The organism is Pseudomonas sp. GW821-FHT01C01, from assembly GCF_059422645.1.
The window spans coordinates 60,727-81,043 of the sequence record NZ_JBWKXF010000002.1; the positions used below are offsets into that span (position 1 = coordinate 60,727).

Here is a 20,317-nt window from a genome sequence, read left to right on the forward strand (position 1 = left end):
GATGGCCACAGTGCGCGCAGTGGTGCCGACGCAATTGGCCGTCGGCATCGGCCTGGTCGCCATCAGCGTCGTGTTGGCGATGGGCGCCTACCGTTTTCCGCCCGAAATGGGTTTCGTCATCCTCCCGGCGTACGTTTATCCCTATGTCGTGGCGGCGTTTCTGGGTGCCGTGGGGCTGGTGCTGGGGTATCAGGCCATCAGTGGCGGCTTTCGCGAACTGGATAACGACACCGCCACGGTGCCCGGTGGAAAAAACGGTGCGGCCTGGGTAACCGCAGGGCTTGTCGGGGTGGCGGTGCTGATCAACCTGACCGGTTTTGTGCTGGCCGCCGGGTTGCTGTTTGCCTGTTCGGCGCGGGGTTTTGGCAGCCGTCATCCGGTGCGGGACCTGGCCATCGGCATTGCCTTGACGCTGCCGATCTACTGGCTGTTCAACGCCGGGCTGGGGGTTTCCCTGCCGCCGCTGATCAATGTCTGGATTTGAACGGAGATCGACACTGTGGACATTCTTTCAAGTCTGGCGATGGGGTTTTCCTCGGCACTGACGCCGATCAATCTGATGTGGGGTTTCATCGGCTGCCTGCTCGGCACCGCCATTGGCGTGTTGCCGGGGATCGGTCCGGCGCTGACGGTGGCCCTGTTGTTGCCGATCACTGCCAAAGTCGACCCCACTGGCGCCTTGATCATGTTCGCCGGTATCTATTACGGCGCGCAGTTCGGTGGCTCCACCACCTCGATCCTGCTCAACACGCCCGGTGAATCGTCTTCCATGGTCACGGCCCTTGAAGGCAACCTCATGGCCCGCAACGGCCGGGCCGGTCCTGCATTGGCAACGGCGGCGATAGGCTCCTTCGTGGCCGGCACCATTGCGACGATATTGCTGACGTTGTTCGCACCCATCGTGGCCAGGCTGGCACTGAATTTCGGCCCGACCGAGTATTTCGCGATCCTGGTGTTGTCGTTCACCACAGTGTCGGCCGTGCTCGGTGCTTCGATGCTGCGCGGGTTCGCTTCGCTGGGCGTCGGGCTGACCATCGGTTTGATCGGACTGGATTCGACCTCGGGTATTGCCCGCTACACGTTGGGTGTTCCCGAACTGGTGGACGGTATCGAGGTGGTACTGGTAGCGGTCGGCTTGTTCGCGGTGGGCGAGGCCTTGTACAGCTTGCTCTATCAAGCGGAATCAAACGAAGGACGGCATCGCCTGACCTCGTTGTGGATGACCCGCGCCGACTGGAAACGCTCGGTGCCCGCGTGGCTTCGGGGCACGCTGATCGGTTTTCCGTTTGGTTCGATTCCGGCCGGTGGCGCCGAGATTCCGACTTTTCTGTCCTATTCCACCGAACGCAAACTCAGCCGGTACCCCAAGGAGTTTTCCGCCAACAAGGGCGAGGGCGCCATCGAAGGTGTCGCCGGCCCGGAGGCGGCCAACAACGCCAGCGCGACCGGGTCTTTGGTGCCGTTGCTGACCCTGGGCATCCCGACGTCCGCTACCGCCGCGATCCTGTTGGCGGCGTTCCAGAACTACAACCTGCAACCGGGGCCGATGCTGTTCGAAACCTCCGCTGAGCTGGTCTGGACGCTGGTGGCCTCGCTGTACATCGGCAACGTGATTCTGCTGGTGTTGAACCTGCCGCTGGTGGGCCTGTGGGTCAAGTTGTTGCAAATCCCCCGGCCGTACCTGAACGCCGGCATCCTGGTATTCGCCACCATCGGCGTGTACGGCATGCGCCACTCATCCTTCGACTTGATACTGATGTTGGCGATTGGCTGGGGCGGGGTGTTGATGCGGCGGTTCGACTTTCCCGTCGCCCCGGTGATCGTCGGCATGCTGCTGGGGCCGATGGCCGAGAAACAATTGCGTAACGCCTTGTCCATCAGCCAGGGCGACTGGACGGTGTTCGTCACGCAACCGATCTCGGCGTTTTTCCTCGCCCTGACGCTGCTGGTGCTGGTGGTGCCCCATGTGTTGCATAAACGCGGCATCAAGTTGCATGAGGATGATTGAGGCCCCCCTGTGGGAGCGGGCTTGCTCGCGAAGGCGGTGTGTCAGTCGACATTGATGTTGAATGTGAAGGCCTCTTCGCGAGCAAGCCCGCTCCCACAGGGTCATGCAGTGGTTTGCGCGGTGAACCATTGCATGACCGGTGCACAGGCCGGATGCGATGCCGCCGAGAGTTGCAGGCACAGCGAGTAAATCCCCCGGGTCTTCAACGGCTCGCCGAACGGAATCACCAGTTCGCCGCGTTGAATCGACTCACCCGCCAGGGTCATGTCGGTCATCGCCACCCCCAGGCCCCGCGCGGCGGCATCGAGCGCCAGTTCGTCGAGGTTGAAGGGGATGTGCCGATAGTCGTTCAACGACTTGCCGCCGTTGGCGGACAACCAGTCTTGCCAGTCATGTTGATCGCTTGAGCGATGCAGCAATGCGAACCCCGACAGATCCTCCAGCGAAGCCAATGGCCGGGCCGGGGTGCCCAGGCCTGGCGCGCACACGGGCACCAACGCTTCTTCGAACAGGGTCAGGCAATCGGGCGCTGTGGCCGGCTCGGGCAGGTAAAGGATATAGGCATCACTGTCACTGGCCGGCTCGACCACTTCGGTGGCCACGGTTTCAATTGCCAGGGATACGTCCGGGTGATGCCGGTAGAAATCACTCAGTCTGGGCAGCAACCAGCGCACCGCCAGTGACACGTGCATGCGAATGCGGAACGGGCGTTTTTGCGGCGCGAGCCGATCTTCGAGGGTCCGCAACTGATCGAGGATGCTGCGGGCGCTGGCCAGAACCTGTTCGCCCTCTGCGGTCAGTTGAATGCTGCGGCTGCTCCTGACAAACAGCGGCACGCCAAAGTGGCTCTCCAGTTGCTGGATTTGTCGGCTCACGGCGCTTTGGGTCAGGCAGAGCTTTTGCGCCGCTTGCGTGAAGCTGCCTGACTCGGCGACCTCGACCAGGGCCTGCAAGCCCTGCAGCGAGGGCACGTGGCGAATCTTGTCCATGCGTTTTCAGAATGCCTCGATGATTTAATAACGTTGGCTGTCAGTGTTTTGAGCCTTTAGATTCTAGTCATGGCCGCCGTCCTCGCAAAGCACTTATGCGAATCATGCATGTGTTGCTGCTGTGGATCGAGACGGCTCGCAGAACAAGAACTTGAGGTGACGCATGGAAAATATCTGTGGCTGGATTGCGCAAGCGGGGAGTTCGACCCTGCGCGATCCGCTCAAAGGCACGCAGCAAGCCGATTGGCTGGTGATCGGTGCCGGCATCACCGGATTGAGTGCCGCCCACGCCCTGGCGCAAATGCATCCCCAGGCGCGCATCGTAGTCGTCGACCGACAGCGGGCTGCGCAAGGCGCTTCGGCGCGCAATTCCGGTTTTGTGGTGGCCCATGAGCATCCCGCCGTTGGCGAGCTGTCGGGCTGCGATGGGTTTGCCGGGTATCAAGTGGATACGTCAATCGGCCGCGCAGCCGCCGACGAAGTCCGCAAGCAGATTGCCCGCCATGGCATCGAATGCGACTTCAGGGAATCGGGCTACTTCTTCGCCGTCAGCGATCCACGCAAGCTGACCCACGTCGAAGCCAAGTTGCAGACCCTGCGCGCCGTTGGCGCCAGCGCGCAGTTTCTGCAAGGCGAGGCGCTGCGGGAAAAACTCGGCACCCGGTACTATCGCGCCGCAATCTGGTGCGGTAACGGCAATGCGCTGCTGCAACCGGCGAAGTACGTGAGAGGCCTGCTCGATGCCTTGCCGCAGAAAGTGACGGTCTACGAGAACACCGATATCACAGGTCTTGAGCGCCTGGGCAATGGCCGAATTCGCGCCCGGGGCCAAAACGGCTGCGTTGAGGCCAAACAAGTATTGGTCTGCCTGAACGCCTTTATCCCTCGCTCGGGTATCGATGACAGCGGCACCTTCGCGATGGAACTCAGCGCCAGCCTCACGCGGCCGCTCAGCGATCAGGAGTTTCAGGCACTCGGGGCGCCAGAGCCCTGGGGCGTGCTATCCACCCGAGCGCTCGGTGCCACGGTGCGCCTGACCCCGGATCGCCGGGTGATGATCCGCAACACCGCGGAATATCGCTCCCGGGATTTGTCCCTGGACGAATTATCGGCCCGCCGCCAGCACCATGTGCTGGGGTTGCAACGGCGTTTCCCGATGCTCGGCGAGCAGGACATTGAATACACCTGGACCGGACATCTCAGCGCTTCGCGCTCCGGGCAGCCGTATTTCGGCAAAGTCGAGGAGGGCGTGTTTGCCGTGGCCGGGTGCAATGGTTCCGGAGTGGCGCGGGGCACGCTATGGGGCCGTTTGCTGGCGGAACTGGCTTCGGGCGGTGATTCACCGTTGCTCCAATCGGTCATCGCCCGGGCGCAACCCGGCTGGCTGCCACCCAAGCCGTTGCTCGACATCGGTGCCATGCTGCGTATGCGCGTGGAAGCGGCCCGGGCCCGAACCGAAGTCTGACAAAACCGGCTTCACAACAAGAACAACAGCACTTCCCATCGAAGGTGATTCAACATGCGCGTCAATACGCTTTCCCTTGTGGCCCTGATCTCGACGTTTTCCGCCGCCACCTATGCCGACGAAACCGTCAACATTTCCAACTGGAACGGCTACATCGCCGACGACACCCTGGTCAATTTCACCAAGGACACCGGGATCAAGGCGACCTACGACATCCACGACAGCAACGAAGTGCTGGAATCGAAGCTGATGACCGGCAACACCGGGTATGACGTGGTCAGCCCGTCGAACCATTTTCTGTCGCGCCTGATCAAGGCCGGCGCCATCCAGAAACTCGACAGGAGCCAGCTGCCCAACTGGAAAAACCTTGACCCGGCGCTAATGAAGAAGCTTGAGGTCAACGATCCGGGCAACCAGTACGGCTACCCCTACATGTGGGGCACGGCGGGCATCGGTTACAACGTCGAGAAGATCAAGGCGATTTTCGGCAACACCGATGTCACCCGTTCCTGGAGCCTGTTTTTCGACGAGAACAACATCAAGAAACTCAGCGAGTGCGGTGTAGCGATCATCGACAACCCGACGCAGATCCTGCCGATCACTCTCAATTACCTGGGTCTGCCACCCCACAGCCACGAACCGGCCGACTACAAGAAAGCCGAGCAGGCGTTGCTGAAAATCCGCCCATACGTTCAGTATTTCCACGCATCCAAGTACATCAGTGATCTGGCCAACGGTAATGTCTGCGCGGTGATCGGTTTCAACGGCGATATCGTGCAGGCCGCCGCCAGCGCCAGAGAAGCCAAAAACGGCATCGATATTGCCTACTCGATCCCGGACGAAGGTTCCACGTTGTGGCTGGACATGGTGGTCATGCCCAAGAGCGCGCCGCATGAAAAGAACGGCTACGCCTACATGAACTACCTGCTGGAGCCGAAGGTGATTGCCAATATCAGCAACAGCATCCATTACGCCAACCCCAACAGTGCGGCGGATGCTTTCGTCGACCCGGCGGTGAAGCAGGACCTGGCGATTTATCCGCCGAAAACCGTAATGGACAAGCTGTTCACCGTTGAGGACTTGCCCGCCGCCATCGCACGCCTCAGCACGCGCCTGTGGACCAAGCTGAAAACCAATACCTGACCGTCTTATGATGGTGGTCAACCTGATGTGACACTGAACCTGTGGGAGCGGGCTTGCTCGCGAAGGCGTTGTATCAGGCACCCAGGATGTCGACTGACACTCCGCCTTCGCGAGCAAGCCCGCTCCCACAGTATTTGCGGTTGCTTTACGAATGCATCAGAACTTGTACGCCTGGCGTCCCACCAGCAGCCATTTGCCGTCCTGCTTTTGCCAGATCTGGAAGTTTTCGATTTCCGTCGGAACCACTTCAGTGCCTTTCAGCGCTTGCGCCGAAAAGTGGTGGCGGACCAGCGCGACATCGCCCGAGACGGTAATGGTCTGGTTCTGCATCTCGAGTGTCTTGAAGGCGCTTTTGCCGGTTTCGATGTCGGCGATGAAGGCCGTCTTGTCCTGGATCTTGCCGCTGGAATGTCCGTAGGTCAGGTTGTCGGCGGTCAAGGCGTTCAGTTCCGCAATGTCCTTGTGCAGCATGGCCTGGGTCAGGTGGTCGACAGCCTGGGCCACGTCCTTGTCCGCGGCAGCCGGGGCAGCCGGGGCGGCGGCGGCGTAGCCGCTGAACAGGCACAGAAAACCAATCAGCACTTTTGCTTTTTTCATGGGTGTTTCCTTGTTGTTGTAGGGATAGCGTGGTGACTGCGTGATCATTCGTCAGTCGTCGTACAACTTAGCATGCGATGCCGAAAAAAAGCGAACTTGCCTGGCGGCCGTGCCTCGAAGTTAAAAGGGCGATGCCCTGACTTCGAGGAATTGCGCCATGCAGCCTATTCCGCGTTTGCGGTACGACCTGGCGTTGCTGATGGTGTTTCTGCTGATTGTCGTGGTGTCGGGTTTTTCCCCTCGCAGCCGGGTGGACTGGGCGCTGGAAAACCTGCTGGTGTTGTTGCTGGTGGGGACGTTGATGGCGGTTTTCCGGCGGTTCCGTTTGTCTGCGGCGTCCATCACGCTGGTGTTTGCGTTTCTGTGCATTCATGAATTGGGCGCCCACTACACCTATTCCCTGGTGCCTTACGATCATTGGTCTTCTGCGTGGTTGGGCTTCAGTTTCGACCGGGCGTCAGGTGTTCACCGCAATCACTACGACCGACTGGTGCATCTGAGCTACGGGCTGCTGCTGGTTTATCCGGTCCGCGAAGTCCTGTGGCGCCTGACTCCGCTGCGAGGGTTCTGGCTGTTTTTCGTGACCCTGAACATCATGCTGTCGACGTCCGCCGTGTATGAACTGGTGGAATGGATCGGCGGTGCCTTCCTGGGGAATGACACGGCGAACGCCTTCGTCGGTGCGCAAAACGATCCCTGGGACTCGCAAAAGGACATGGCCATCGCGGTCGCCGGAGCGTTTGCCAGCCTGCTGCTGGTGTCCCTGCGCGGCAAGGCGGAAAAAGTGCCAATGCCTACCGCATGTCGCAAAAAAAGCAATCTTTGGGAATAGGCTTCAATTACCGCTCGGCCCCGTCGATAACCTCTTGAGCAGTGCCATCCGCGATCGGGCGAAACCCCGCCGCCAAACGTGCCAGAGAGGAACCACAGAGTGTCCATAAAACTGCGTTTAATGCTGCTGATCGGTACGGGATTACTCGCCGCGTTGATCTTGAGCCTGGTCAGTTACCTGGGGAACATCCGGATGGCCGAGGCCGTGGACGACAACAACGTCAGCATGGCCGCGCTGCGCAATCACCTCGAAGCCGACATGATGCACGACGCGCTGCGCGCCGACGTAATGTCGGCCATGTTGGTGGGCTTGAACAAAAGCACCAGCAGCAAAGCCGAGGTGCGCAGTTCCATCGCAGAACACACTCAGCGCTTTCGCGAAGTGCTCGGGGAAAACCTCAAGCTGCCGGTCAACGACACCATCAAGGCCGGCCTGAACAAGGTCAAGCCAAGCCTCGACACCTACATCGGCGCCGCCGAGCGCATCGTCGGGCTGGCGCTGGAAAATCCGGAAGCCGCGCAACAGGAACTGGGCACGTTCAATAACGTCTTCAGCCAACTGGAAGACCAGATGGCCGCCCTCAGCGAGTTGATCGAAAGCAACACGCAACAGACCAGCCAGGGGACGACGCATGCCATCAGCAACGCCAGCCTGACCCTCGGCGGCGTGCTGATCGCCAGTCTGTTGCTGCTGCTTGCTTTGGGGCGTTCGGCGATCCTGAGCATCATGGGCCCGTTGCAAACCGCCAGCCGCATTGCCGACAGCATCGCCCGTGGCAACCTCAGCGAGCCAATTGCCGAGCCCACCCGCAAGGACGAAGCCAGCGCATTGATTCGTAGCCTGGCGACCATGCAGCGGGATTTGCGCGGCATGATCGAGGTCGTGCGCAGCAACGCCCACGGCGTCAGCGGCATGAGCGAGCGACTGAGCAACGGTTGCCATGAGGTGGCTGGCAGCAGCCAGCAGCAAAGCGCCGCGGCCAGCACCATGGCCGCGGCCGCCAGTGAAATGACCGCGAGCATCGAGGAAATCACCCGGCATGCCGAGCGGGCGCTGAACATGGCCAATCAGGCAGAAGCCTTGGCCAAGGATGGCGGTCGCGTAATTCATCAAGTGGTCAATGACATGGATGGCATTGCGCGCTCGGCGCAGCAGTCGGCGCAGGTGATTCGCACGCTGGACAAAGAGTCCGAAGGGATTTTCAACATCATTCAGGTGATCAAGGGCATCGCCGACCAGACCAACCTGCTGGCACTGAACGCCGCTATCGAAGCCGCCCGCGCCGGCGAGCAGGGTCGTGGTTTTGCCGTGGTCGCCGATGAGGTCCGCAGCCTGGCGGGGCGCACCAGCGCTTCCACCCAGGAAATCGCCAGCATGGTTGCGCGCATCCAGCAAAGCACCCGCGAGGCGGTCATCAGCATGGAAGAGGGCGTTGCCCAGGTCGACAAAGGCATGGCGGTGACGGCCGATGTCGAGCGCGCCATCCGCGAAATCCTTGATGCCACGCTCAACACCACGCAACTGGTCAATGACATCAGCCGCACCATCGGCGAGCAAAGCCTGGCCAGCAACGAAATCGCCCATCAGGTGGAGATGATTGCCGGCATGTCCGAGGGCAACAGCAAGGTGATCGGGCAGACGGCTTCGACCACGGATGAGCTGTCCAGCCTGGCGGGGCAGCTGTCGCAGTCGGTGGATCGGTTTCGGCTTTGAGGCTGCAGGGCATTGTAGGAGCTGGCTTGCCAGCGAAGAGGCCCGAACGATCGATGCACAATTCAAGGCCGCCTTCGCTGGCAAGCCAGCTCCTACAGATACTTGTCCGTCACAGCCCCCTCCGAAGCACTGGACACAGTCTTCGCGTACTTGGCCAACACCCCGCGCGTGTATTTGGATGGCGGCCGCACCCAACGGGACTTGCGCTCGGCCAGCACCGCATCGGAGACATCCACGGTGATCTGCCGGGTTTCAGCATCGATGATGATCCTGTCGCCATTCTCGACCAGCGCAATCGGCCCGCCTTCGAAGGCTTCCGGCGTGATATGGCCGACCACGAAACCGTGGGAGCCACCGGAAAAGCGCCCGTCGGTGATCAGCGCCACCTCCTTGCCCAGGCCCTTGCCCATGACCGCTGAAGTCGGCGAGAGCATTTCGCGCATGCCCGGTCCGCCCTTGGGCCCTTCGTAGCGGATCACGATCACTTCGCCGGGCTGTACTTCGCCATTGAGAATACCGGCCAGCGCACCTTCCTCGCCGTGATAGACCCGGGCCGTGCCTTCGAAGCGCAGGCCTTCCTTGCCGGTGATCTTGGCCACGGCACCGGTGGGCGAGAGGTTGCCGCGCAGGATGACGAGGTGGGAGTCCTTCTTGATCGGCTGGTCGAAAGGCCGGATCACGTCCTGGCCGGCCGGGTAGTCGGGCACGTTTGCCAGGTTTTCCGCCAGGGTCTTGCCGGTGACGGTCAGCGCGTCGCCGTGCAGCATGCCGGCATCCAGCATGCGCTTCATCAGCGGTTGAATGCCGCCGATGGCCACCAGCTCGCTCATCATGTAGCGGCCGCTGGGACGCAGGTCGGCGACCACCGGGGACATCTTGCCCAGCTCGACGAAGTCATCCAGGGTCAGCTCGACATCCACCGCATTGGCCATGGCCAGCAGATGCAGCACGGCGTTGGTCGAGCCGGCGAGGGCGATCACCACGCGAATGGCGTTCTCGAAGGCTTTGCGGGTCATGATGTCGCGAGGTTTGAGGTCGAGCTTGAGCAGTTCCATGACCTGCTGTCCGGCACGGAAACTGTCCGACGCCTTGTCGCTGCCAATGGCGTCCTGGGAGCTGGAACCGGGCAGGCTCATGCCTAATGCTTCAATGGCCGAGGCCATGGTGTTGGCGGTGTACATGCCGCCACAGGAACCGGGGCCGGGAATCGCCACTTCCTCGATCTGCTTGACCTGGATCTCGCTGATATCGCCCCGCGCGTGTTGGCCCACGGCCTCGAACACGGAAATGATGTCGGTATGCCCGGCACCCGGCTGGATGGTGCCGCCATAGACAAAGATCGACGGGCGATTCAGCCGCGCCATGCCGATCAGGCAGCCCGGCATGTTCTTGTCGCAGCCGCCAATGGTCACCAGGCCGTCGAAACCCTCGCAACCGGTGACCACTTCAATGGAGTCGGCGATCACCTCGCGGGACACCAGCGAATACTTCATGCCTTCGGTGCCGTTGGCGATGCCGTCGGAAATGGTGATGGTGTTGAAGATCACGCCCTTGGCGCCCGCGGCATTCGCGCCTTTCTCGGCTTCAAGCGCCAGCTTGTCGATGTGCATATTGCAGGGCGTGACCATGGCCCATGTCGAGGCGATGCCGATCTGCGGTTTCTGGAAGTCTGCATCGGTAAAGCCCACGGCCCGCAGCATGGCGCGTGCCGGTGCGGCCTCAACGCCGTCGATCACTTGAGAGGAGTACTTGCGCAGATCGTCTTTGTCGCTCATGACAATTCCTCAAAGCCTCACCAGGGAAACCCGATGAGTATAGTCCCCCGCCGCCAGACCCTACACGCGTTGCCCCTGTATACGCCGGTCCTGTAGGAGCTGGCTTGCCAGCGAAAGCGCCCGAAAGGTCAATGCACAGCTCAAGACCGCCTTCGCCGGCAAGCCGGCTCCTACAGATCCATGACGCGCGGGTTTGTCTTGTCGTGATATTCTTCGCGCCAACTTGGTTTGACCTATTCAGTTTGCATGTCCTGGAGACGTGCCGACGGAATCACTGTCGCTCAAGTAGCTGAAGCCAATAAAGATAAAAAGTCAGTTCAGAAGGGACATTAAACTGGGGTCGATGCGGTTCGTCGGCCTTGTGTGCCCACCCTGCAATCCTTGAGTGCCGCACCCGTGACTGCCGAGAAACATGGGGCTGTGCGCGTGAGGATGGAAGGGCGGATGGCGTTTTATCATAGGTGCTACAGATGTTTAAGAAAGTGAACACGGCCCTGCTGGGGCTGGCTTTGGCGATGGGGATGACATCCGTCAACGCGCAAGAGGCAAAGAAAGTCGATGTGCTGCTGATCGGCGGCGGCATCATGAGCGCGACCCTGGGTGTGTGGCTCAATGAGCTGGAACCTGGCATGTCGATGGAAATGGTCGAGCGCCTCGATGGCGTCGCCCAGGAAAGCTCCAACGGCTGGAACAACGCCGGTACCGGTCACTCCGCACTGGCCGAGCTGAACTACACCCCGGAAGACGAGAACGGCAAGGTTTCGATCCCGAAAGCCGTTGAAATCAACGAAGCCTTCCAGATCTCCCGTCAGTTCTGGGCCTGGCAGGTTCGGCAGGGCGTGCTGAAGAACCCGCGTTCGTTCATCAACTCCACACCGCACATGAGCTTCGTGTGGGGCGATGACAACATCAAGTTCCTGAAAAAACGCTACGAAGCCCTGCAAGCGAGCCCGCTGTTCGCCGGCATGCAGTACTCCGAAGACCCGGCTGTGATCAAGCAGTGGGTGCCGCTGATGATGGAAGGGCGTGACCCGAACCAGAAGATCGCGGCCACCTGGAGCCCGCTCGGCACCGACATGAACTTTGGCGAAATCACCCGTCAGTTCGTTGCGCACCTGCAAACCACGCCGAAATTCGACTTGAAACTGTCCAGCGAAGTGCAGGACATCACCCGGAACGAAGACGGCAGCTGGCGCGTCAGCTACAAAAACCTGAAAGACGGCAGCAAAACCGAAACCGACGCCAAGTTCGTGTTCATCGGCGCCGGCGGCGGTGCCCTGCACCTGCTGCAGAAATCCGGCATTCCTGAAGCCAAGGAGTACGCAGGCTTCCCGGTGGGCGGCTCGTTCCTGGTGACCGAGAACCCGACCATCGCCGAGCAACACCTGGCCAAGGCCTACGGCAAAGCTTCAGTGGGCGCACCGCCGATGTCGGTTCCGCACCTGGACACCCGCGTGCTGGACGGCAAGCGCGTGATCCTGTTTGGCCCGTTCGCGACCTTCAGCACCAAGTTCCTCAAGGAAGGTTCGTACCTGGACCTGCTGACCACCACCACCACGCACAACGTGTGGCCAATGACCAAGGTCGGCATCAAGGAATACCCGCTGGTCGAGTACCTTGCAGGCCAACTGATGCTGTCTGACGAAGACCGCATGAACGCCCTGAAAGAATACTTCCCGAACGCCAAGGCTGAAGACTGGCGCCTGTGGCAAGCCGGCCAGCGCGTGCAGATCATCAAACGTGATGAAGCCGCCGGTGGCGTGCTGAAACTGGGCACCGAGATCGTCGCCTCGCAAGACGGCAGCATCGCCGGCCTGCTGGGCGCCTCGCCAGGCGCTTCGACCGCCGCACCGATCATGCTGACCGTGCTGCAGAAAGTCTTCAAGGACAAGGTCGCGACCCCTGATTGGCAGGCAAAACTGCACCAGATCGTGCCGAGCTACGGCACCCAGCTGAACAACAGCCCCGAGAAAGTCGCTGAAGAATGGGCCTACACCGCCAAGGTGCTGGAACTGACTCCGCCACCCGCGGTGATCGCACCGGCTGTGAAGCCAGTGACTGTCGACACGGATGCGAAAGCGCCGAAGGCTAATGCTGCAAGTGATATGGCTCTGTAACCAGAGACCCAATCAAAAGAAGCCCACTGAACCGGCGACGGTCAGTGGGTTTTTTTATGGGCGATGACCAAGACATCGTTTTCGAAAAGGCTTCTCTATGCCGTAGTGCTGTTCACTTAAGCGTGTCTTCAGTCAGAGAGAAACCCGTGGCGAGGGAGCTTGCTCCCGCTGGGCTGCGTAGCGGCCCCAAAAGTGAGTGCTACGCACTCAAGCGGGAGCAAGCTCCCTCGCCACAAAAACAGGTGTGCCTGAAGCACCGCGCTTAAGTGAACAGCATTATCTCTATGCCCTGTCATCAATTGCCAAGTCTCTGACGCTCAATGTGAAGCAGCTCGCTTGCACGTGACGATACTGGTGCGTTTACCGACCTCGGTAAGGCGAAACCGTAAGCCTGATACCTCTCCGCCCTGGCGGGAATCTGTAGGAGCGAGCTTGCTCGCGATGGACTCAAGTGCGCTGCGTTTATCCAGTAAACACGCGTAATCGTTAACGACCATCGCGAGCAAGCTCGCTCCTACAGCAGTTGCATCTCGATAAAACAAACATAGAGAGCGCAGAATGAAGTTCAGTTTTGTAGACAGCAGCCAGCCGACCCGCCGGCGGGTTTTACGTGATGCTTTCGCGTTGGCATTGGCGGCTTCGCCGTTGGCAAACCTCGCCAGGGCTGCCGATGAAAGCGCAGAGGAAGTGACTTTTGCCGCTGGCCCACGCCCGCTGGTGCAATACCCGCAAAAACGCCCATTGACCCTGGTAACCACGCGCCCGCCGCATCTAGAGACGCCGTTTCCGGTCTTCAACGAAGGGCCTATCACACCCAATGACGCCTTTTTCGTGCGTTACCACCTGGCCAATTTCCCGACCAGCATCGATCCGGACAGCTACCGCCTGACGATCAAGGGCTCGGTCGACACGCCGCTGTCACTTTCCCTTGCCGAGCTCAAGGCCCTCGCCGAACCGGTAGAAGTGGTGGCCGTCAATCAGTGTTCGGGTAACAGCCGTGGCTTCTCGATGCCGCGGGTGTTTGGCGCGCAGCTGGGCAATGGCTCCATGGGCAATGCGCGTTGGCTGGGCGTCCCGCTCAAGGCGGTATTGGAAAAGGCCGGTGTGAAGGCCGACGCCGCGCAAGTGACCTTCCGTGGGCTCGATAAACCCGTGTTGCCGAGCACGCCGGAGTTCATCAAGGCGCTGGACATCAGCCATGCCATGGACGGCGAGCCCATGATCGCCTGGTCGATGAATGGCACCGACCTGCCATTTCTCAACGGTTACCCGATTCGTCTGGTGGTTCCGGGTTATTTCGGCACGTATTGGGTCAAGCACCTGAGTGAGATTGAAGTCGTCGACCATACCTACGACGGTTTCTTCATGGCCAAAGGTTACCGGGTTCCGGATAACGATTGCTTCTGCATTGCCCCCGGCACCACAGCGGCGAAAACCCAACCGATTTCCAGATTGCCGGTACGCAGTTTCATCACCAGCGTCAAACACGGCGATGTATTGCCGCTGAACAAAAACGTGGTGCTCAAGGGCATCGCGTTCGACGGCGGCGCAGGGGTCAACAAGGTGGAGGTGTCGATCGACGGCGGAAAAACCTGGCGCGAAGCCAGGCTTGGGCAGGACCTTGGTCGCTTCTCTTTCCGCGAGTGGACACTGCCGATCAGTTTTAGCCGCAAGGGCGCCACGCAGCTGATGGTGCGAGCCAGCAACAGTGCAGGCGAGACGCAACCGCTGCAGGCCGACTGGAACCCCGCTGGCTACCGCCGCCACGTCGTGGAAACCAGCCACGTGACCGTCGCCTGAGGAGGGCCGCATGAAACTCATGAAATGCATGACCACCTTGCTGTGCGCGGCTCAGATTTGTCTGGCCACCTTGGCTGGCGCGGCACCACTGTCGATCACATTGCCGCCGGAAACGGCTGCGTTCATGCCAAGTGCGTTGCCCGGCTATCCACTGGCCCAGCAGAAGTGTTCCATCTGCCATTCGGCCGATTACATCAACTTCCAGCCTCCCGGCATGAGCCTGGCGCAGTGGACCGCCGAAGCGAGCAAGATGCAGCACGTGTACGGCGCTCCGATCAGCGACCAGGATGTGAAAGTGATCGGCGCCTACCTGGCGGTGACCTACGGCAGTGCCCAGGCGAGTGATGCCGATGTTCAGGCCGCCTCGAACCCGCCGGCGGATCAACCGCCGACGGTGTCTGTAGCGAAAGTCGCCTCGGCTTTGCTCCAGGACAATTCGTGCCTGTCCTGCCACGCGATCGATCATAAGGTCGTAGGCCCGGCCTATCACGATGTGGCGGCCAAGTATGCCAATGACCCGCAGGCACTGGCCCGGGTAATGTCCAGCATTGAGCACGGTGGTAGCGGAAAGTGGGGAGATGTCCCCATGCCACCGTTCGCGCAGTTAAGCTCGGACGACTTGAAAAGCCTGGCGACGTTCATCATGAGTCAGTGAGCGGGCTGTGAGTCTGATGTTTGAACACCGCGAACCTTGTGGGAACGGGCTTGCTCGCGATGGCGGCCTGTCAGGCACCTTTTGTGTGACTGTGCAACCGCCATCGCGAGCAAGCTCGCTCCCACAATATCCGGGGCTTAGCTGACAGGCGTCAGCCTGATGCAAAAAAGCCCGCTGAACGGGTAACGGTCAGTGGGCTTTTTTTCGGGTTCCGGGCTGGTGGGTCGCTGGTGTCCAGGCGTCGTACCCCGAGCGACAAGGGCGTTGGCTATTGCTGCCTGACGCCCTCGAACGTGCCTGTGCGCACCTCGCCGCTACGAATGTAACGGGCGATCAGTACACCCCCGGGTGTGCTGATCGAATTGGTCAGTGTGAAGGCCAGCGCTTGGGCGTTGTCGTCGAACAGGCGCTTGCCGCGCCCCAGCAAGATGGGATGAATCATCAGCCGCAGCTCGTCCACCAGACCGGCTGCAAGCAGTTGATGCACCAGATCGCTGCTGCCTTGTGTCAGTAGCTGAGGACCGTCCTGACGCTTGAGCGCGCTTATCGCGTCGACCAGGTTGCCCTCCAGCGCACGGCTGTTCTGCCAATCCAGTGTATCGCGGCGATGCGTGGCCACATGCTTGGGGGCGCCGTTCAACAGGTCAGCGAGGGCGTGGTTGGTTGAGTCGGCCCGAATGCGCGGCCAATAGGACGCGAAGATGTCGTAGGTGCGGCGTCCCAGTAGCAACTCGAATGGCTGTGAGAACAGGTCTTGTACGGCCTGGCCGGTGATTTCGTCGGCGTAGGGCACGATCCAGCCACCGAATCGGAATCCGCTACCGGGATCCTCTTCAGGCCCGCCGGGCGCTTGCATGACGCCGTCCAGACTCACGAACGCGGCAACGGTAAGTGTGCGCATGCTCTTCTCCTGAATCGTCTTGGTGAAAGTGCTCATCTGGCGAGCGCCTGCAATGCCTGCGATCCCCAGCCTCATTCCCTGACAGATAGTCGAACGAGACGCTGCGAATTCGACATCCCCCCCCGATTTCGGAGTGAGCCCCCCCCACAAATGGGTGCCATTGCTCTGCAATATTCGCCTTTCCATCAGCACTAACTTTCAACCTCTGACCAATGTTTGCCGGGCTTTCAGGTCATCGCACTTACTTTATTGCGACGCTGGCGCAGTAATTGCTGATTGAGCTTGTCCCGTTCATGAAAGTTGGAGGCTCGGGAAGCTATGGAGCTGTAAGTACACCCGTTGAGTGATTACATCTAACCATCGGTTTGCAACATGAAATTCCCCTGGCCGCTCAATAGAAGTGCTGCAGTCATCCTCTGTAACCGTCTAGGGGAGATTCTTATGCAGCACTCTGAACATGCGCGTGGGCAAGTAGCGCTGCATTGGTTATCGGTCTTGATTGTTCTATGGATAATGTGCGCCGGCGTTTACACGGCCCTATTCAATGTCCCGACAGGCTTCAAGCTAGCCATTGTCGATTTGAATATTTCGCTGGCGGCATTGTTCATACCGTTTTTCCTGATGAGCAGACCTTTCGCTTGTCGTTGTTTGTGCTTTCTGGCCTGTCTGCTGACGGTAACGCTGGTTGCCGCCGACGAACCTCAGGGCAATGACAATCAAGCTAATGATAAGTGGCTGGAGCCGGCACGCTCCAGGCTCATGCATGTGACTGGCGGGATGCCGTTCTTTCCGCACCGGGCCAATACCCCCGGCAACCTGATTTTGAATGTGAAGGACTTCGACAATGCCCAGGTATGTGGCGCTTGCCATACGGAGATATACAAGCAGTGGCGCTCGTCGATGATGTCCCAGGCCTGGGATGAACCCATCTATCGGGCCTTGCTCAAGCGTGCGAGTACGGCCACCGAGGGGAAGGTCGATAACTTCTGCACCGGCTGCCATACCCCGATCGGTCTCACGACCGGGCAGATCAATTCGCAAGTCAACCGCTCCTCGATTGAAGACAGCGCGAAGAATCATCCGATGCCCGGGGTCGATTGCGAGACCTGCCACAACATCAGTGCCCGCACGGGCCTCGATAACGGCGCCTATGTTCTAAGCCCGCGAGCGCACGGTAAGCCGACCAAGTTCGGCCCGCGTAAAGATGCCGTTTCGCCTTATCACGACACCGTGTATTCCGCTTTGCACACACGCTCGGATTTTTGTGGCACCTGCCACAACGTCACGCACCCATTCAGCAGTGTGGCGGTCGAGCGCACGTATGACGAATGGCAGGAGAGCGCCTACAGCCTTAACGATGTAACTTGCCAAAGCTGCCATATGCAGGGTTTTGCGGGTAAGGCCGCGATCATGGGGCCAGACCGCGAGGAGGTCGCCTCACATTGGTTCAGCGGAGCCAACGCCATGATGCTCAAGCATCTCGGTCAGGAACAGGGCGCGCAACGTGCGCGCGACATGCTCTCGCGCGCGGCGGAAATAACGTTCCAGCAACTGCCGGCCGCCATCATTCCCGGGCAATACGCCTCGGTAGCGGTCAAGGTTTCCAATGTTGGTGCCGGGCACAAACTGCCGACCGGTTTTCCGGAAGGGCGGGAGATGTGGATCGATTTCCGGGTGTTGGATGCCAGCGGTCGCGAGCTCTATCGGCTGGGTTCGATCAAGGACGGCAAGACCGAGAAAAACACGCGAAACTTCAAAGTGCACATAGGTGACAAGGACGGCAATCCGTTGGACGTCGAAGTCTGGAATGCCACGCAAATTCTTTCGGACAATCGCATTCTGCCCAAGGGCTACGATATTGGGGAGTTCTCCTTCCTGGTGCCGGCCGACGCCGTCGGGCCGCTCACCCTGACTGCCGAACTGAACTACTGGCCGTTTTCGCAGAAGCTGGCCGACTACCTGCTCGGCAAGAATCAGGTGCAGGTGGAAATCACCCAGATGGCCAAAGTCACGCAGAGCATCCCTCTGTCGACAAGCCTGACAGCCGCCGGGCCGGATACTGCACATTATTAGCTGCGCAGGGTCGACGTGCTGGCTGGCCTCGAACACTGCGCGTGGTTCGTCTGTTTACGCCTTGCCGGTTACAGCACGCCGATGCGGTCGAGTTCCCGCTGCAGCGCATTGCGGTCAAGTTGTGCAAAAGGCAGGTCGAGGAATGCCCGGCAGCGCGTTTCGATGCGCGCCAGGGTTGAGTGGAACGCCGCAGATACCGTCGCTTCATCTCCCTTTATTTCCGATGGGTCTTCCAGTCCCCAGTGAGCTTTCAGTGCCGGCCCGAAGTACACCGGGCAGGCTTCACCGGCAGCGTTGTCGCAGACTGTAATGACGATGTCCGGAGGGTTGGCTTCGAATGCGTCATTGCCTTTGCTGCTCAAGCCGTCGATGGCAATGCCAGCCTCTTGCAAAGTGCTCAGGCTGCGCGGCAGCACCTGTCCCTTGGGAAAGCTGCCGGCACTGATCGCCTGAAAACCTTCCGGGGCGAGATGGTTGAACATGGCTTCGGACAGGATGCTGCGGCAGCTATTGGCGGTACACATAAACAGAACGCGCATGGTGACTCCTCTTTGCATTCGCACAGGGGCTAAACGCTCAGGCGCAAGGCCAGGGCAGACAAGGTGATGAGCAGAATCGGCAGTGTCAGAACCACGCCGACCCTGAAGTAGTAACCCCAGGTGATGCGGATGCCCTTGCGCTCCAGAACATGCAGCCAGAGCAGGGTTGCCAGGCTGCCGATGGGAGTGATTTTGGGGCCGAGATCAGAGCCGATGACATTGGCGTAGATCATGGCTTCACGCACCACACCGGTGGCGTCACTGGCTTGAATCGACAGTGCACCCACCAACACTGTGGGCATGTTGTTCATGCCCGATGACAGCAACGCCGTGAGCAAGCCAGTCCCCAATGCAGCGCCCCAGATGCCGAATTCGGCAACGTAGTTCAAGACCGCCGTCAGATGGTTTGTCAGGCCGGCGTTTTTCAGCCCGTAAACCACCAGGTACATACCCAGCGAAAAAGTCACGACTTGCCAGGGGGCTTCACGCAGCACCCGTCGAGTTGAAATCACATGCCCGCGTGCGGCAACCGCGAACAGTATCGCGGCACAGAACGCCGCCATTGCACTGATCGGAATACCCAGTGGCTCCAGCGCAAACATTCCGATCAACAGCAGGCCTAAAACAATCCAGCCGACTCGAAAGGTCAGCGGATCACGCACGGCGCGTCGCGGATCCAGGACGTCATCCAGTGAGTAGTGCCTGGGAATGTCACGACGGAAGAACCAGTACAGCACCGCGAGAGTGGCCGCCACAGCAACGCAATTGACCGGCACCATGACGGCGGCGTATTCGCTGAAGCCCAGGTCGAAGTAGTCGGCCGACACGATGTTGACGAGGTTAGACACCACCAGGGGCAAACTCGCCGTGTCGGCAATAAAGCCGGCCGCCATGACGAACGCCAGGGTAGACGTCGGAGAAAAACGCAGTGCGAGCAGTATTGAAACAACGATGGGGGTGAGAATCAGGGCGGCACCGTCGTTGGCAAACAGGGCGGATACGCCGGCCCCCAGCAGTATCGTGAATACGAACAGGCGACGCCCGTCACCCTTGGCCCAGCGCGCCACATGCAATGCGGCCCACTGGAAGAACCCGGCCTCATCGAGCAACAAACTGATGATGATCAGCGAGATGAACGTCGCGGTGGCATTCCAGACAATGGCCCACACCAGTGGAATATCGTCCAGCGTCACGACGCCTGCAAGCAGTGCCAGAACGGCTCCGAGGGAGGCGCTCCAGCCGACGCCCAGGCCCTTGGGTTGCCAGATGACCAACACCATGGTGAGCAGGAAAATGGTGAACGCAGTAAACATGAGGAGTCTCGATGGATGAAGGGTCAGCAGCAGGCGGAAGTGTTGAGTGGACGGTCGCCCATCGCGGCAAGGCGAGTGCTGTTGTCCTCAAGCCAGTCGGCGTTTGCCAGCAACGTTGTCTCGAGAACGTCGCGAACCCACGCTGGCAGGTCAGGATTGAGCCGGTAATACACCCACTGCCCTTGGCGGCGGTCGAGAAGCAGGCCGCACCCGCGAAGCTGTGCAAGATGGCGAGAAACTTTAGGCTGACTATCGTCCAGGGCGCAGACCAGTTCACAAACGCACAACTCGCCTTCACGCGTGATGAGCAAGGTGGCCCGGGCGCGGGTTTCGTCGGACAGACATTTGAATATGGCGGCAGGATTGAGCATTGGCGTGGCTCGATACATATGGGTAT

The 20,317-nt window shown here is 60.1% G+C and carries 17 protein-coding genes and 1 pseudogene; 11 read left to right on the forward strand and 7 right to left on the reverse strand.

Going from position 1 to position 20,317, the window contains the following annotated elements; genetic code table 11:
- Position 1: 1 nt before the first annotated feature.
- Positions 2-484, forward strand: coding sequence for a tripartite tricarboxylate transporter TctB family protein (locus AC07XF_RS01690; RefSeq protein WP_495025139.1), 483 nt, complete (start codon positions 2-4; stop codon positions 482-484).
- Between the two features lie 15 nt (positions 485-499).
- The gene (locus tag AC07XF_RS01695) at positions 500-2,008 is read left to right on the forward strand and encodes a tripartite tricarboxylate transporter permease (RefSeq protein ID WP_495025140.1); all 1,509 of its coding nucleotides are present in this window, start codon (positions 500-502) and stop codon (positions 2,006-2,008) included.
- 101 nt (positions 2,009-2,109) lie between these two features.
- On the opposite strand, the gene AC07XF_RS01700 is transcribed toward AC07XF_RS01695, so the two are convergent.
- Positions 2,110-2,997: a LysR family transcriptional regulator gene (locus AC07XF_RS01700; RefSeq protein WP_495025141.1), complete on the reverse strand. Its 888-nt coding sequence runs from the start codon at positions 2,995-2,997 to the stop codon at positions 2,110-2,112.
- Positions 2,998-3,160: 163 nt separating this feature from the next.
- On the opposite strand from AC07XF_RS01700, the gene AC07XF_RS01705 reads away from it, so the two are divergent.
- Positions 3,161-4,462: an NAD(P)/FAD-dependent oxidoreductase gene (locus tag AC07XF_RS01705; protein ID WP_495025142.1), complete on the forward strand. Its 1,302-nt coding sequence runs from the start codon at positions 3,161-3,163 to the stop codon at positions 4,460-4,462.
- Positions 4,463-4,516: 54 nt separating this feature from the next.
- Entirely contained in the window at positions 4,517-5,605 is a 1,089-nt protein-coding gene (locus AC07XF_RS01710; protein ID WP_495025143.1) for a polyamine ABC transporter substrate-binding protein, read from the forward strand.
- Positions 5,606-5,761: 156 nt separating this feature from the next.
- Here the strand turns inward: AC07XF_RS01710 and AC07XF_RS01715 are convergent, their stop codons facing one another.
- Positions 5,762-6,202, reverse strand: a complete 441-nt coding sequence (locus tag AC07XF_RS01715; protein ID WP_495025144.1) for a nuclear transport factor 2 family protein — start codon at positions 6,200-6,202, stop codon at positions 5,762-5,764.
- 157 nt (positions 6,203-6,359) lie between these two features.
- Here AC07XF_RS01715 and AC07XF_RS01720 point away from each other — a divergent pair, with 157 nt between their 5' ends.
- From AC07XF_RS01720 to AC07XF_RS01730, 3 genes and pseudogenes are all read left to right on the forward strand, one after another.
- Positions 6,360-7,034 (forward strand): DUF2238 domain-containing protein, encoded by a 675-nt coding sequence (locus AC07XF_RS01720; protein WP_495025145.1) that lies wholly within the window; start codon positions 6,360-6,362, stop codon positions 7,032-7,034.
- A 99-nt stretch (positions 7,035-7,133) separates the two neighbouring features.
- A pseudogene (locus AC07XF_RS01725) lies at positions 7,134-7,889 on the forward strand (MCP four helix bundle domain-containing protein); the annotation flags it as partial.
- A gap of 132 nt (positions 7,890-8,021) precedes the next feature.
- Positions 8,022-8,747, forward strand: a complete 726-nt coding sequence (locus AC07XF_RS01730; RefSeq protein ID WP_495025281.1) for a methyl-accepting chemotaxis protein — start codon at positions 8,022-8,024, stop codon at positions 8,745-8,747.
- A gap of 92 nt (positions 8,748-8,839) precedes the next feature.
- Here the strand turns inward: AC07XF_RS01730 and ilvD are convergent, their stop codons facing one another.
- Positions 8,840-10,522, reverse strand: a complete 1,683-nt coding sequence (ilvD, locus tag AC07XF_RS01735; RefSeq protein WP_495025146.1) for a dihydroxy-acid dehydratase — start codon at positions 10,520-10,522, stop codon at positions 8,840-8,842.
- Between the two features lie 470 nt (positions 10,523-10,992).
- On the opposite strand from ilvD, the gene mqo reads away from it, so the two are divergent.
- The 3 genes from mqo (at position 10,993) to sorB (ending at position 15,094) form a co-directional block, all read left to right on the forward strand.
- Positions 10,993-12,639 carry a malate dehydrogenase (quinone) gene (gene mqo, locus AC07XF_RS01740; RefSeq protein ID WP_495025147.1) on the forward strand — a complete coding sequence of 549 codons (1,647 nt, stop codon included), beginning with the start codon at positions 10,993-10,995 and terminating at the stop codon, positions 12,637-12,639.
- Positions 12,640-13,197: 558 nt separating this feature from the next.
- On the forward strand, positions 13,198-14,439 hold the full coding sequence (sorA, locus tag AC07XF_RS01745) for a SorA family sulfite dehydrogenase catalytic subunit (RefSeq protein ID WP_495025148.1): 1,242 nt from the start codon (positions 13,198-13,200) through the stop codon (positions 14,437-14,439).
- A 10-nt stretch (positions 14,440-14,449) separates the two neighbouring features.
- Positions 14,450-15,094 (forward strand): SorB family sulfite dehydrogenase c-type cytochrome subunit, encoded by a 645-nt coding sequence (gene sorB / locus AC07XF_RS01750; protein ID WP_495025149.1) that lies wholly within the window; start codon positions 14,450-14,452, stop codon positions 15,092-15,094.
- 268 nt (positions 15,095-15,362) lie between these two features.
- Here the strand turns inward: sorB and AC07XF_RS01755 are convergent, their stop codons facing one another.
- A complete protein-coding gene (locus tag AC07XF_RS01755) occupies positions 15,363-15,995 on the reverse strand; it encodes a dihydrofolate reductase family protein (RefSeq protein ID WP_495025150.1) in 633 nt (210 codons plus the stop codon).
- Between the two features lie 441 nt (positions 15,996-16,436).
- Here AC07XF_RS01755 and AC07XF_RS01760 point away from each other — a divergent pair, with 441 nt between their 5' ends.
- On the forward strand, positions 16,437-18,068 hold the full coding sequence (locus AC07XF_RS01760; protein ID WP_495025151.1) for a multiheme c-type cytochrome: 1,632 nt from the start codon (positions 16,437-16,439) through the stop codon (positions 18,066-18,068).
- Positions 18,069-18,136: 68 nt separating this feature from the next.
- Here the strand turns inward: AC07XF_RS01760 and AC07XF_RS01765 are convergent, their stop codons facing one another.
- From AC07XF_RS01765 to AC07XF_RS01775, 3 genes are read right to left on the reverse strand one after another with little or no spacing between them, the layout of a single operon-like run.
- Positions 18,137-18,607: an arsenate reductase ArsC gene (locus tag AC07XF_RS01765; protein WP_495025152.1), complete on the reverse strand. Its 471-nt coding sequence runs from the start codon at positions 18,605-18,607 to the stop codon at positions 18,137-18,139.
- A 29-nt stretch (positions 18,608-18,636) separates the two neighbouring features.
- The gene (locus tag AC07XF_RS01770; protein ID WP_495025153.1) at positions 18,637-19,920 is read right to left on the reverse strand and encodes an arsenic transporter; all 1,284 of its coding nucleotides are present in this window, start codon (positions 19,918-19,920) and stop codon (positions 18,637-18,639) included.
- Between the two features lie 23 nt (positions 19,921-19,943).
- The gene (locus AC07XF_RS01775) at positions 19,944-20,291 is read right to left on the reverse strand and encodes a metalloregulator ArsR/SmtB family transcription factor (RefSeq protein WP_495025154.1); all 348 of its coding nucleotides are present in this window, start codon (positions 20,289-20,291) and stop codon (positions 19,944-19,946) included.
- Positions 20,292-20,317: the final 26 nt, after the last annotated feature.

What these genes read in the sequence shown, in the direction of transcription:
- AC07XF_RS01690 (WP_495025139.1), top strand. Translation starts at nt 2, where the DNA reads ATGGCCACAGTGCGCGCAGTGGTGCCGACGCAATTGGCCGTCGGCATC.
- AC07XF_RS01700 (WP_495025141.1), bottom strand. Translation starts at nt 2,997, where the DNA reads ATGGACAAGATTCGCCACGTGCCCTCGCTGCAGGGCTTGCAGGCCCTG.
- AC07XF_RS01705 (WP_495025142.1), top strand. Translation starts at nt 3,161, where the DNA reads ATGGAAAATATCTGTGGCTGGATTGCGCAAGCGGGGAGTTCGACCCTG.
- AC07XF_RS01710 (WP_495025143.1), top strand. Translation starts at nt 4,517, where the DNA reads ATGCGCGTCAATACGCTTTCCCTTGTGGCCCTGATCTCGACGTTTTCC.
- AC07XF_RS01715 (WP_495025144.1), bottom strand. Translation starts at nt 6,202, where the DNA reads ATGAAAAAAGCAAAAGTGCTGATTGGTTTTCTGTGCCTGTTCAGCGGC.
- AC07XF_RS01720 (WP_495025145.1), top strand. Translation starts at nt 6,360, where the DNA reads ATGCAGCCTATTCCGCGTTTGCGGTACGACCTGGCGTTGCTGATGGTG.
- AC07XF_RS01730 (WP_495025281.1), top strand. Translation starts at nt 8,022, where the DNA reads ATGGCCGCGGCCGCCAGTGAAATGACCGCGAGCATCGAGGAAATCACC.
- ilvD (WP_495025146.1), bottom strand. Translation starts at nt 10,522, where the DNA reads ATGAGCGACAAAGACGATCTGCGCAAGTACTCCTCTCAAGTGATCGAC.
- mqo (WP_495025147.1), top strand. Translation starts at nt 10,993, where the DNA reads ATGTTTAAGAAAGTGAACACGGCCCTGCTGGGGCTGGCTTTGGCGATG.
- sorA (WP_495025148.1), top strand. Translation starts at nt 13,198, where the DNA reads ATGAAGTTCAGTTTTGTAGACAGCAGCCAGCCGACCCGCCGGCGGGTT.
- sorB (WP_495025149.1), top strand. Translation starts at nt 14,450, where the DNA reads ATGAAACTCATGAAATGCATGACCACCTTGCTGTGCGCGGCTCAGATT.
- AC07XF_RS01755 (WP_495025150.1), bottom strand. Translation starts at nt 15,995, where the DNA reads ATGCGCACACTTACCGTTGCCGCGTTCGTGAGTCTGGACGGCGTCATG.
- AC07XF_RS01760 (WP_495025151.1), top strand. Translation starts at nt 16,437, where the DNA reads ATGCAGCACTCTGAACATGCGCGTGGGCAAGTAGCGCTGCATTGGTTA.
- AC07XF_RS01765 (WP_495025152.1), bottom strand. Translation starts at nt 18,607, where the DNA reads ATGCGCGTTCTGTTTATGTGTACCGCCAATAGCTGCCGCAGCATCCTG.
- AC07XF_RS01770 (WP_495025153.1), bottom strand. Translation starts at nt 19,920, where the DNA reads ATGTTTACTGCGTTCACCATTTTCCTGCTCACCATGGTGTTGGTCATC.
- AC07XF_RS01775 (WP_495025154.1), bottom strand. Translation starts at nt 20,291, where the DNA reads ATGCTCAATCCTGCCGCCATATTCAAATGTCTGTCCGACGAAACCCGC.